This window comes from Pseudonocardia sp. ZF1 (assembly GCF_056835605.1).
On record NZ_JAJNBY010000001.1, the window covers coordinates 1,458,183 to 1,470,295 of the forward strand.

Here is a 12,113-nt window from a genome sequence, read left to right on the forward strand (position 1 = left end):
GGCCGCCCGCCGGGTCACGACGCGCTCAGGTCGTGGAGGGTGACGCCGTCGACGGTGCGGGCCGGGAACGTCGCCGCGACCCACTCGGCGATGAGGCGCGCGTCGTCGCTGCCGCCGGAGGCGGTGGAGATCATGTCGCTGCCCGCGGAGCCGACGAACCAGTGGATCCGGTGCTGCGCCACCATCTGCCGGAACTGCGCGAGCGTCGGGTAGGGGTCGGTGCCGTTGAATCCGCCGACGGCGAGCACCGGTGCCCCCGAGGCGAGCTGGTAGCCCGCCGCCTGCATGGAGCTCACCGTGGCCGCGGCCCAGGTGAAGTCGTCCGCGTCCGCCGCGATCAACCCCGTGACCTGCGACGACGGCGTGGGGGCGCTGAGGATGCCGCCCGGCCCGCCGCCGCGCCCGCCGGCAACCCCCGGCCCCCGGGTGGGTCCGCCACCGGCCCACCGGCCGCCCGGCCCGCGCGCCGTCGCGGCACCCGGTGCGCCCGCGGCCCCACCGGTCCCGGCCGAGCCCGCAGCCGCGCCGCCCCCGGCCGCGCCCGGTGCCCCGACGGCCCCACCGGTGACGGTTCCGGCCGGGCCGGATGCGCCACCCGGGGCGCCGGCCCCGGAACCGGCCCACGGCCCGCGCATCCCGCCGGGGCCACCCCGGCCCCCGCCCGGTCCGGACGCGTAGCCCTCCGGCCCGGAGCTCGGGATCGCGCCGGTGTGCGGGGTCGCCGCCGTCCCCAGCGCCCAGGCCGTCGTCCCACCGGCCCCCGCCAGCAGCGCCGCGGTGAGCACCCCGGTGGCCAGCACCCGCGGCATCCGGTGCACCCCGAGCAGGGCGAGCGCCGCGCCGAGCCCGACCACGAGCATCGCCGGGCGCAGCCATCCCAGCCAGGCCGCGGGCAGCAGCGCGTACGCCCACACCGCCGTCGCCGCGACCGCCGCGGCCAGCCACCAGCGGGCGGCCGCGGACGCACGGTCCCGCCACAGCGTCGCCCCGCCGATCCCGACCAGCGCGGCGACCGCCGGGGCCAGCGCGACGGTGTAGTAGCTGTGCACGATCCCGGCCATCAGGCTGAACGTCAGCCCGGTGACCAGCAACCAGCCGCCCCACAGCACGGTCGCCGCACGCAGCGGGTCGGTGCGCGGGGCCCGCCGGGTCCACCACAGCAGGGCCCCGAGCAGCACCAGCGCCGCGGGCAGCAGCCAGGACGCCTCCCGGCCCATCTCCGACCCGAACAGCCGCAGCAGTCCGGTCTCGCCCCAGCCACCGGCACGTCCGCCCGCGCCGCCGCCGACGGAGCCGACCTCGTCGCCGGTGAGCCGGCCGACGCCGTTGTAGCCGAAGACCAGCTCCAGCACGCTGTCGCCCTGGGAGCCGCCGATCCAGGGCCGGTCCGCGGCCGGCCACAGCTCCACGACGAGCACCCACCAGCCCGCCGAGACCAGCAGCGCGGCCCCGGCGACGAGCAGCGCCCGGATCCGCGGCCACCAGGCGAGCGGGGCGGCGAGCAGCCACACGGCGGAGAACGCCGGCAGCACCAGGAACGCCTGCAGCACCTTGGTGAGGAAGCCGTAGCCGACCAGGAGGCCGACGAGCACCAGCCACCGGGTGCGGCCCTGCTCGACCGCCCGGGTGAGCGCGTAGGCGGCGCCGGTCAGGACGAGCACGAGCATCGCGTCGGGGTTGTCGAAGCGGAACATCAGCACCGCGACCGGGGTGAGCGCGAGCGCGGCCCCGGCCACCAGCCCGGCCCCCGGCCCGGCGACGCGCCGGACCGCGGCGTGCAGCAGCGCGACCGCGCCGACGCCCATCAGCGCCTGCGGCACCAGCACGCTCCAGCTCGACAGCCCGAACAGCCGCACCGACAGCCCGATCGGCCACAGCGCACCCGGCGCCTTGTCGACGGTGATCCCGCCGGCCGCGTCGGAGGCGCCGAAGAACCACGCCGACCAGCTCTGCCCGCCCGCCTGCGTGGCCGCCGCGTAGAACGCGTTGGCCCAGCCCGAGGCCGACAGCCCCCACAGGTACAGCGCGGCCGTCGCGGCGAGCAGCACCGCGAGCGGCAGGTGCCGCCACCGGCGGGTCGGCGGCGGGGACGGTGCGCGGGCGGGCCGGGGCCGGGACAGGGTGCTCGTCACCCGGGCGACGCTGCTCCGCCGCGCTGTGCGGAACCGGTGATCGACCTGTGAACCACCTGTGCCGGTCACCCCCGGTCCGTCGATCAGTACCTGAGCGCTGCGAGCCCGGGCCGTGCCAGCCCTCATGTACTGATCGACGCAGGGACGCCGGGCGGACGCGGGTGGTGTGACGCGGGACGGCGCCGCGGTGCGGGGTGGGCGGGTGCCGGGGAGGATCGGCGACGTGCCGGTCCTCGCGTCGACCCCGGAGCCGGTCCCGGCCGGGCCACGGCTGCTGCTGCCCGGCTGGACCCCGGAGGTCGCGGCGGCCGTCGTCGCCGGGACCCGGCGCGGCGACTGGGCGCCGGACTTCCCCGCCGAGGGCGACCGGACGATCGCCCGGCTGCTCGCCCGCGATCCGGCCGGGCCGGGCTGGGGCGAGCTCGGACACCGGCTGCTCGTCGAACGCGACGGCGGCACGATCGTCGGCGGCGCGGGTCTGTTCCCCGCCCCCGACGACGGCCCGGCCGCCGTCGAGCTCGGCTACGGCGTGGTGCCGTCCCGGCGCGGCCGCGGCTACGCCGTCGAGGCCGCCCGCCTGCTGCTCGCGCTGGCCCGCTCGGCCGGGGCGTCACCGCTGGTCGCGGGCGTCGAGCCCGGCAACCCCGCCTCGGAGCGGGTGCTGCAGCGGATCGGGATGCGCCCCACCGGGACCCGCGACGGCGTCGCGCGGTTCCGGCTCGACGTAGGGTCGACCACGTGATCAGGCTCGTCGCGCTCGACATCGACGGCACCATCGTCCACGGGCGCAGGCCCCCGAGCCCCGCGGTCCTCGATGCCATCGCGCTCGCCGGGACCCGGGCCGAGGTGATGCTGTGCACCGGCCGGACCGTCGTCGGCGTGGCCGGCGCGCTGGACGCGATCGGGCTGCGCGACGGCGTCACCCTGACCTCGAACGGCGCGGTCGAGATGGAGACCGCGACCCGCCGGGTCCTGGCGATGGAGCGGCTCGCCCCCGAGGCCGTGACCGCGGCCCTCGACGCGATGAGCGAGCTGTTCCCGGGGGCGGTGTTCGCCTGCGAGCACGTCGGCGTCGGGCAGCGGGTCAGCGCCCCGTTCCCGGACGGCGTGCTCGCCGGCACCGTCACCGAGGTCGGCCGCGCCGGTCTGCTCGACGAGCCGACGCCCAAGCTCGTCATGTACTGGCCGGGGCACGACCCGGACGAGACCGCCGCCCGGGCGGCCCGGCTGCACGTCCCCGGCACCGAGCCGACCCTGGACCACGAGCTGCCGTGGGTCACGCTGGTGCCGGCCGGGGTGTCCAAGGCGTCCGGGCTCGCGCGGGTCGCGGCCCGGCTCGGCGTCGACCGCTCCGAGGTACTCGCCGTCGGCGACGGCGACAACGACCGCGCGATGCTGCGCTGGGCGGGCCGCGGGATCGCGATGGGGCAGGCGCCGCCGCAGGTGCACGCCGACGCCGACGAGTCCACCGGCACCGTCGCGGAGGACGGCCTGGCCCGCGCCCTGGAGCGCGCGTTCGGCTAGTGCTCGACGGGGGTGCCCGCGACCAGCGGCGTCGCCGCCTCCAGGGCCGCCCCGCAGGACGGCGGCCGTGGCGGCAGCGAGGAGTCGATGACCACCGGCACCGTCCAGACCCGGCCGTCGCGGGACCGCACGGTCACGTCCCCCGGGCCGTCGACGGCATCGAGGAGCAGTGCGGACGCGTCCCCGATGCCGGTGTGCTCGCGCACGGCGAGTTCGGCGAGCTGGCGGACCGGGTCCAGCCCGGTGTGCCCGCGGCAGCTCCACGGGTCGACGCCGCCCCCGGCCGCGGCCTTCAACGCGGCCAGCGCGCCGCCGGTGTCGAGGCGGCCGTAGGCGTAGCCGGTGGGCAGCACCAGCGCGGTCGGCGCGAACCGGTGCCCGCCCAGGTGGGTGCACTCCCAGACGTCGGCGCCCTCGGCGGCCAGCTCCCCGGCGAGCGCGCGGCCGCGGACGGCGCAGCAGACGTCGCGCCTGCCGTGCGCGCACACCAGCATCACCGGGTCGGTGACCGGGGTGCCCGCACCCGGGTCGAGGTCGATGCGGGCGAGGTCGTCGGTGCCCCGCACGGTGCGCGCCCACACCCGCGAGCCGCCCGGGGCGAGGTCGGCGACGTAGACGGTGCGGTCGCCGTCGGCGTCGCAGCGGCCCTCGCGACCGGGGCGGCGGATCAGGAGGAGGATGACGTCGTCGGCGCGGAGCCGGTCGCAGAGCGCGGTGACCGCCGGGTCCGGGTGGTCGGCGACCTTCCGCGGCCACGCCCCGATGTGCTCGACGGCGACGAGGCGGCGCACGTGCGGCGCGGTGCCGGTCATCGGCTCGCCGACGGCCTCGCTCAGCCCGGCACAGCCCGCGGCGGGCGCCCCGGCGGGGGGACCGCCGAGTGCGCCACGTGCCGCGGTGACCGTCATCGGGCCATCTTAGGGAAGGTTTCCCTGACTTCAACCCGGGACGCCCGGTCGGGTCACTCGCGGCCGGGGAGCTCCGTGCGCAGGACCTTGCCGGTCTGGTTGCGCGGCAGCTCGTCCAGGAAGTGCACGTCCCGTGGGGCGGCGAACTTCTCCAGGTCGGACTTCACCCGGCTGCGGATCGCGTCCGCGGTGACGTCGGCTCCCGGCTCGAGCACCACCCAGGCGGCGAACCGCTGGCCGTACTCGTCGTCGTCCACCCCGAGCACACAGGCCTCGCGCACCCCGTCCATCCCCGAGACGAGCTCCTCGACCGGGCCGGGGTGCAGGTTCTCCCCGCCCGAGACGATCATGTCGTCGGCCCGGCCGGTGAGGAACAGCCGTCCCTGCTCGTCGAGGTGCCCGACGTCGCCGGTCCCGAGCAGTCCGTCGCGCTCCTCCAGGCCGTCCTCGCCGCCGGTGTAGCCCTCGAACGGCAGGTCGTTGCCGACGAACACCCGGCCGTCGACGCCCGCCGCGGCCGGGGTGTCGTCGTCGTCGAGGATGACCAGGGTGGTCCCGGCCGGGGCGCGGCCCGCGGTGCCGGGGGCGTCGCGCAGGTCCTCCGGTCCGGCGATCGAGACCCAGGAGACCTCGGTGGAGCCGTAGAGGTTGTAGAGGCAGTCGCCGAAGCGGTCCATGAACCGGTTGGCCTGTCCGCCGGGCAGCGCCGACCCGGAGACGGCCACGATCCGCGGGCCCGCCGGGTCGTCCCCGCCGTCGCCCCAGCCGTCGGCGTCGGACTCCAGGACGCGCTGGAGCATCACCGGCACCGCGAACACCGTCGTGCACCGGCGCTCGCGCACGGCGTCGAGGAACCCCTCGGGGGTGAACCTGCGGCGCAGTACGACGGTAGCGCCGTGCAGCGAGGCGAGCAGCAGCCCCGCGTTGCCCCAGGTGTGGAACAGCGGCGCGGCGATGTGCGTCGGCTCACCGGCGCGCAGCGGGATCGCCGACAGGATCGACGCCGCCGGGGCGAGGGTCGACGGGTGCGGCCGCTTGGCGCCCTTCGGCGTCCCGGTGGTGCCGGAGGTCAGCACGATCTGCTTGGACGGCTCCGGCTTGAACGGCAGCTCGCCCGGCCCGCCGCGCTCGACCATCGCCTCGAGGTCGTCGAGCGCGCGGTCGCCCGCGGGGCGCGGCCCGTCCGGGGTGCGGGTCAGGACGACGCGCGGCCCGTCCGGGACGATGTCGAGGAAGTCCGGGTCGGCGACGAGGGTGTGCAGCTGCTGCTGCTCCTGCACCCCGCGCAGCTGCTCGGCCGAGAGCCCGGTGTTCACCAGCACGACGTCGGCGCCCGCCTTGCCCGCCGCGACCATCGCCTCGATCGGCGCGCGCGCGTTGCGGCACAGCACGCCGACCGGGGCGCCCGGCCCGGCACCGGAGTCGAGCAGCGCCAGCGCGAGGCTGTCGGTGCGGGCCTCCAGCTCGGCGTAGGTGGTGACCCCGTCGTCGTCGACGACGGCGAGCCGGTACGGGTGGCGGGCCGCTCCGACGGCGAACGCGGCGGTGATGCTGTTGCCGTAGCGCACCAGGGCCCGGCCCATCCCGTACAGCTTCCCGGGGCCGAGCGGGCGGACGACTCCCGAGCGGGTCAGGGCCACGGCGGCACGGGCGGTGCCGCTGCCCAGCTCGTAGGCGGTACGGGCGGTGCCGGAGAGGTTCTGGAGCAGCGGGGAGCCAGCCATGCGGCGCAGTCTGTCAGGGCCACCCGTCGGGTCGCCGGGTCCGGTGCGGGGATCTGTGTCAGAGGTCACTGAGCATGTCCGTCATGTTTCGTAGCGTGAAGACGATGTGTCCCTCGGCGACCCACAGGTCGCCGAACTCTCCACCACACACCGTCGGGGATCCTGATGCGCCTCTACCTGCCCACACGCACGTCCGCTTCCGGCCGCACCCTGGTCCGCGCGGGACGTCCGACCAAGTCGATGCCCGGGTTCGGCGGCCTCGCCGGCGTCTGCCGCTGCGGTGCGGCCCGGCCCGCCGACGCGCGCGCCCTGCCGTGGCGCGACTGTCCGTCCTGCACGCCGCAGCGGGCCCGCGCCGGGCGCTGAACGCCCCGGCCTCGTAGGTTCCCGGGTCGGCGGGCACCGGGTCCGCCGACCGCGGAGGCCCCATGAGCACGCCCACCCCCGAGATGCGGCTGCGCGCCCTCGAGCGCGAGGACCTGCCGTTCGTCCACGGACTGTCGAACGACTCCGGGATCATGTCGTACTGGTTCGAGGAGCCCTACGAGTCGCTCGTCGAGCTGCAGGAGATCTTCGCCCGGCACGTGCACGACAACCGCGAGCGGCGGTTCATCATCGACTGCGCGGGCGAGCGCGCCGGCCTGGTCGAGCTGGTGGAGATCGACTACATCCACCGCAACGCCGAGTTCCAGATCATCGTCGCCCCCGCCTTCCAGGGCCGGGGTCTCGCCGCCCGCGCCACCGCCGCGGCCCTCGACTACGCCTTCGGCGTGCTGAACCTGCACAAGGTGTACCTCGTCGTCGACGTCGACAATGCCCGTGCCGTACGCGCCTACGAACGCACCGGCTTCGTCGTCGAGGGCGAGCTGCGCGAGGAGTACTTCGCCAGCGGCCGCTACCACGACGCGTACCGGATGGCGGTGCTGCAGCGTGAGCACCTCGGGCGCACCGTCGACGGACCCCGCTGACCGGACCGGGCCGGCCGGCAGGGAGGGGGACCCGTCGGCCGGCCCGGCGTGCACCGGTCGCGGGCATGCGACCGGGGTCGGGCGCGTCGACCGTGATGACGACGACACCCATGAACAGTACTATCCCGCCACGTAGTCGTGTCAACGTTCCGCTACGCTGCGCCCATGAACAGCAAGAACCGGGTGTGGGTCGGGGTCTGCTCGATGTCGCGGTGCGGATCGGACAACCGATGACATCGTTGATCGTCGGGTGAGCGCCCGCGACCGTCGTCGCCGCGGGTCACGGGTGGTTGCGGCCCGCCCGTCGTCGCCGTGCGCGCCCGGTTGCCCCGGGTAGGATCCGCCCCGATGTCCGGAACGCCGACGGCCGGGGACGAGTTCCCGATCGACACGCTCGCCGCGCGTGCCGGCATGACCGTCCGCAACGTGCGCGCCCACCTGTCCCGCGGGCTGCTGCAGCCGGGGGAGATGCGCGGGCGCACCGCCTGGTACGGCCCTGTCCACCTGGCCCGGCTGGAGCTGATCGCCGGCCTGCAGCGGCGCGGGTTCTCGCTCGCCGCGATCGGCGTGCTGATCAACCAGACTCCCTCCGGCAGCGCCGAGGAGGCGTTGCGCCTCTACCGCGGCATGCTCGCCCCGTGGCAGCCGGAGGAGCCGGTCGAGCTCGCCGAGGAGGACCTGGCCGAGTGGGCCGGCGCCCGGACGTCCCCGGAGTTCGTCGGGCAGCTGGTCGCCTCCGGGATGATCGAGCGCACCGGCCCGGGGCGGCTGCGTGTGCTCAACCCGTCGATGGTCCGCTCCGGGGCGCACGCCGTCGCCCTCGGTCTGGCCCCGGAGGCGGTGCAGCAGGTCGGCGACGAGCTGCTGACCCGCACCCGTGAGATCGCCGAGATCTTCGTCGAGCTGTTCCGGGAGCAGGTCTGGGCGGCGCACGTCGCGGCCGGGCTGCCCCGCAGCGGCGTCGCGGACCTGCGCACGGCGGTCGAGGCCCTGCAGCCGGTCGCCACCCAGTCGCTGCTCGGCGCCTTCCGCCAGACGATGCAGCAGGCGATGGACGACTTCATCCGCCGGCTGTCCACCGACCTCGCCCCGGCCGACCCGCCCGTCGACCCCGGGGCCGCGGAGCCGTACTCAGACCGGTAGGTCGACGGTGAACACCGTCCGGCCGGGGTCGCTGTCGACCCCGACCGTCCCGTCGTGGGCGGCGACGACCGCGGCCACGATCGCCAGGCCCAGCCCGGTGCTGGGGGTGTCGTTCCCGGCGCGGGTGCGTCCCTCCGCACCGCGGGCGAACCGCTCGAACACCCGCGGCAGCACGTCCGGGGCGATGCCGGGGCCGTCGTCGGCGACCCGCAACCGGACCCGGCCGGGGACGGGCCGGTCGAGGGAGACGGTGACCGTCGTGCCGGGCGGGGTGTGGGTGCGGGCGTTCGCGAGCAGGTTGGTGACCACCTGGGCGAGCCGGTGGGCGTCACCGGTGACCGTGACCGGCTCGTCGGGCAGGTGCGGGAACCAGCGGTGGTCGCGGCCCGCCACGTGGGCGTCCCCGACGGCGTCGAGGACCAGCCGGGTGAGGTCCACCTCGGCGCGCTCCAGCGGGCGGCCCGCGTCGAGCCGGGCGAGCAGCAGCAGGTCCTCGACCAGGGTGGACATGCGTTCGGCCTGCGAGCTGATCCGGGCCAGTGCGTGCGTGGTCCGCTCCGGGACCGGGTCGCGCTCGCGGCGCGACAGCTCGGCGTAGCCGCGGATCGCCGTGAGCGGGGTGCGCAGCTCGTGGCTGGCGTCGGCGACGAAGCGCCGCAGCCGGGTCTCGGACTCCTGGCGGGCGGCGAGCGCGCCCTCGACGTTGTCGAGCATGTGGTTGAGCGCGGTGCCGACCTGGCCGACCTCGGTGCGCGGGTCGGGGTCGGGGACGCGGGCGGCGAGGTGGACCTCGCCCCGGTCCAGCGGCAGGTCCCCGACCTGCGCGGCGACGCCGGCGACGCGTTCGAGCGGGCGCAGCTCACGGCGCACCAGCACGGCCGCCGCGATGCCCGCGAGCACCACCGCCCCGCCCAGCACGACGAGCTCGGTGACGACGAGCCTGGTCACGGTGGCACCGGCGTTGTCCGGCTGCGCGATCAGGTAGGTCGTCGTCCCCTCGGTCCAGCCGACCGCCCGGTAGTCGCCCAGGGACAGGGTGACGTCGTGCGGTGCGGTGTCGGCGGGCACCGACCGGAGCACGCCGAGGTCGTCGCCGGACACCGCGGTGCTGGTGCCACCGCGCTGGGCGAGCCGGGCCACGACGACACGGCCGTCGTCGAACACCGCGCCGATCGCGTTCGCGCTCGGGCCGGGACCGAGGAACACCCCGTCGGGTGGGCCGGGGCGCCGGCCGCCGTCCCCGGCCGGGGCGCCGGTCCCGTCGCCCTCGTCCTGGGTCAGCCGCCCGGGGGCGCGCCCGGTCTGCTGGGCGACGAAGCCCTCCAGGGAGAACGACAGCTCGTGGTCCTGCCGGGTGGACAGGTAGCGGTCGAGGGAGAGCGTCGTCGCGACGCCGATCGCCACGCACGCCACCGTGAACAGCAGCAGCACCGTGACGACCAGCCGGGCCCGCAGCGAGCGGACCCGGCCGGAGACGCGGGTGACGACCACCGGGTCACTCCGCCGCGGGACGCAGCACGTAGCCCGCGCCGCGCACCGTGTGGATCATCGGCCGGCGCCCGGCGTCGATCTTCTTGCGCAGGTAGGAGACGTAGAGCTCGACCACGTTGGACTGGCCGCCGAAGTCGTAGTTCCACACCCGGTCGAGGATCTGGGCCTTCGACAGCACCCGGCGGGGATTGCGCATGAGGTAGCGCAGCAGCTCGAACTCGGTCGCGGTCAGCTCCACCGGGTCGCCGGCGCGCGACACCTCGTGCGCGTCCTCGTCGAGCACCAGGTCGCCGACGACCAGCTCCGAGGAGCGCTGGGCGGCGGCCATCCCGGCGCGGCGCAGCAGCCCGCGCAGCCGCGCGACCAGCTCCTCCAGCGAGAACGGCTTGGTGACGTAGTCGTCGCCGCCCGCGGTGAGGCCCGCGACCCGGTCCTCGACGGCGTCGCGCGCGGTCAGGAACAGCACCGGCACCTCGGGGGTGTCGGCGCGGACCCGGCGCAGCACCTCGAAGCCGTCGACGTCGGGCAGCATCACGTCCAGCACGATCGCGTCCGGGCGGAACTCGCGGGCGTGGCGCACCGCGGACATGCCGTCGGCGGCGGCGCGGACCTCCCAGCCCTCGTAGCGCAGGGCCATCGACAGCAGGTCCGACAGCGTCGACTCGTCGTCCACCACGAGCACCCGGATCGGGCCGCCGTCGGCGCGGCGCAGCGGGTCGGCGTCCCGGTCCATCACCTCGGTCATGCTAGGAGCACACCGCACGAACCTGTGCGACAGCTGTGCCCCGGCTGTCGGTTCACCGGGCGCGCCAGTACCCCGTGGCGTAGACGGCGCGCCGGTCGAACCCCCGCTCGCCGAGCAGGTGCGCGCGCAGCTCCTTGACCGCGGCGGACTCCCCGGACAGCCACGCCTGGCCGCGCCCGCCCGGCAGCTGTGCGGCCCGCACCGCCGCGACCAGCGGCTCACCCGCCGGGGCGTCGCCCCGGTGCACCCAGGTGACGGCGACGTCGCCGGGCAGGGTCTGCTCCTCGCCCGCGTCGGCGACCTCGGCGACGACCCGGACCGGCACCCCGGGGGCGGCCTCGGCGAGGGTCTCGCAGACGGTCGCGATGGCGGGCAGCGCGGACTCGTCGCCGATCACGAGGTGGTGCACGGCGGCCGGGTCCGGCTCCCAGCGCCCGCCGGGCTCGGACACCCCGACCCAGTCCCCGGGGGCGGCCGACACGGCCCAGGCGGCGGCCGGGCCGTGCCCGGCGTGCACGACGAAGTCGACGTCGAGTTCACCGTGGCCGCCGGCGTCGGGGGCGAAGCGGCGCACCGTGTAGGTGCGGATCGCCGGGCGGGCCTCCCCGGCGGGCCAGACCGGTCCGCCGGTCGAGGCGCGCGGGACGGCGGGCCGTTCCTGGCCCTCGACCGGGAAGAACATCTTGATCCGGCGGTCCGGGCCGTGCCCGGGGAACCCGGCCAGCTCCTCGCCGGTCAGGGTCACCCGGACCATGCCGGGGGTGACCCGCTCGGTGCGGGCCACCTGCAGCAGGCGTGGTGCGGTCGTGCTCATGGCCGGGAATTGTCCCGGACGCGCTCAGACCCGGTGGCCGAGGCCCGCCAGGCCGGTCCAGACCAGGTCCATCAGGTACTCGGTGGCCTGCTCGGCGGTGACCGACTCGTCCTGGCCACGCCAGACGGCGAGCCGCTCGCAGGCCCCGACGATCACCTGCGCCCAGCCGGTCAGCCGGGCCGGTTCGGTGCCGGGGACCTGCGCGGCCAGCAAGGCGGCGGTGAAGTCGGTCTGCTGGGCGCGGATCTCCTCCAGCGCGGTGTCGGTGACCCCGGCCTCGGAGCAGAACAGCTGCCAGGCGGGCGCCCGCCGGTCGAGGTAGCGGAAGAAGGCCAGCGTCCCGCCCCGCAGCATCGCCTCCGGCGACTCCGCGGCCCCCGCCGCCTGTGCGACGACGTCGAGCAGCTCGGACCGGGCCCGCGCGATCGCGGCCAGCAGCAGTCCCTCCTTGGACCCGAAGTGGGTGTAGAGCACCGGCTTGGTGACCCCGACCCGCTCCGCGACCTGTTCCATCGAGACCTCGGCGTAGCCCCGCTCGCCGAAGACGGCGACGGCCGCGTCGACGATCTGACGCTCCCGCTCCGCCCTGGGCACGCGGCGGCGGGGGCCGGGTACGGTCTGCGCGGTCACGTCGGAGACTTTACCCGCAGTAAGTTACTGGCGG

At 76.2% G+C, this 12,113-nt stretch carries 12 protein-coding genes; 5 read left to right on the forward strand and 7 right to left on the reverse strand.

Features of this window, described 5'->3' with window-relative positions; translation table 11 throughout:
• Nucleotides 1-14 precede the first annotated feature (14 nt).
• The gene (locus ZF1_RS07300; protein ID WP_482636831.1) at nt 15-2,132 is read right to left on the reverse strand and encodes a glycosyltransferase family 39 protein; all 2,118 of its coding nucleotides are present in this window, start codon (nt 2,130-2,132) and stop codon (nt 15-17) included.
• A 202-nt stretch (nt 2,133-2,334) separates the two neighbouring features.
• Between ZF1_RS07300 and ZF1_RS07305 the strand changes: the two genes are divergently transcribed.
• Complete coding sequence (locus ZF1_RS07305) at nt 2,335-2,874, forward strand: GNAT family N-acetyltransferase (RefSeq protein ID WP_482636832.1); 540 nt, start codon at nt 2,335-2,337, stop codon at nt 2,872-2,874.
• Nucleotides 2,871-3,656, forward strand: a complete 786-nt coding sequence (locus tag ZF1_RS07310) for an HAD family hydrolase (RefSeq protein WP_357437264.1) — start codon at nt 2,871-2,873, stop codon at nt 3,654-3,656. Before ZF1_RS07305 ends, ZF1_RS07310 begins: the two co-directional genes overlap by 4 nt.
• Here ZF1_RS07310 and ZF1_RS07315 read toward each other — a convergent pair.
• Together ZF1_RS07315 and ZF1_RS07320 are read right to left on the reverse strand one after the other, a co-directional pair.
• Nucleotides 3,653-4,564 carry a sucrase ferredoxin gene (locus ZF1_RS07315; protein ID WP_357437261.1) on the reverse strand — a complete coding sequence of 304 codons (912 nt, stop codon included), beginning with the start codon at nt 4,562-4,564 and terminating at the stop codon, nt 3,653-3,655. The two genes, ZF1_RS07310 and ZF1_RS07315, sit on opposite strands and share 4 nt — an antisense overlap.
• A gap of 53 nt (nt 4,565-4,617) precedes the next feature.
• The gene (locus ZF1_RS07320) at nt 4,618-6,288 is read right to left on the reverse strand and encodes an AMP-binding protein (protein WP_482636833.1); all 1,671 of its coding nucleotides are present in this window, start codon (nt 6,286-6,288) and stop codon (nt 4,618-4,620) included.
• Between the two features lie 165 nt (nt 6,289-6,453).
• On the opposite strand from ZF1_RS07320, the gene ZF1_RS07325 reads away from it, so the two are divergent.
• The 3 genes from ZF1_RS07325 (at nt 6,454) to ZF1_RS07335 (ending at nt 8,399) form a co-directional block, all read left to right on the forward strand.
• On the forward strand, nt 6,454-6,654 hold the full coding sequence (locus tag ZF1_RS07325) for a hypothetical protein (RefSeq protein ID WP_062400862.1): 201 nt from the start codon (nt 6,454-6,456) through the stop codon (nt 6,652-6,654).
• A gap of 62 nt (nt 6,655-6,716) precedes the next feature.
• Nucleotides 6,717-7,256 carry a spermidine N1-acetyltransferase gene (gene speG / locus ZF1_RS07330; protein ID WP_226355640.1) on the forward strand — a complete coding sequence of 180 codons (540 nt, stop codon included), beginning with the start codon at nt 6,717-6,719 and terminating at the stop codon, nt 7,254-7,256.
• Nucleotides 7,257-7,604: 348 nt separating this feature from the next.
• Nucleotides 7,605-8,399 carry a MerR family transcriptional regulator gene (locus ZF1_RS07335; RefSeq protein WP_405418786.1) on the forward strand — a complete coding sequence of 265 codons (795 nt, stop codon included), beginning with the start codon at nt 7,605-7,607 and terminating at the stop codon, nt 8,397-8,399.
• Here the strand turns inward: ZF1_RS07335 and ZF1_RS07340 are convergent.
• The 4 genes from ZF1_RS07340 to ZF1_RS07355 are packed head-to-tail and all read right to left on the reverse strand — an operon-like array spanning nt 8,388 to nt 12,079.
• Nucleotides 8,388-9,890, reverse strand: a complete 1,503-nt coding sequence (locus tag ZF1_RS07340; protein ID WP_482636834.1) for a sensor histidine kinase — start codon at nt 9,888-9,890, stop codon at nt 8,388-8,390. The two genes, ZF1_RS07335 and ZF1_RS07340, sit on opposite strands and share 12 nt — an antisense overlap.
• 4 nt (nt 9,891-9,894) lie before the next feature.
• Complete coding sequence (locus tag ZF1_RS07345; protein ID WP_062400865.1) at nt 9,895-10,635, reverse strand: response regulator transcription factor; 741 nt, start codon at nt 10,633-10,635, stop codon at nt 9,895-9,897.
• Between the two features lie 52 nt (nt 10,636-10,687).
• A complete protein-coding gene (locus tag ZF1_RS07350) occupies nt 10,688-11,449 on the reverse strand; it encodes a siderophore-interacting protein (RefSeq protein ID WP_073577208.1) in 762 nt (253 codons plus the stop codon).
• Nucleotides 11,450-11,473: 24 nt separating this feature from the next.
• Nucleotides 11,474-12,079, reverse strand: a complete 606-nt coding sequence (locus ZF1_RS07355; protein WP_482636835.1) for a TetR/AcrR family transcriptional regulator — start codon at nt 12,077-12,079, stop codon at nt 11,474-11,476.
• Nucleotides 12,080-12,113: the final 34 nt, after the last annotated feature.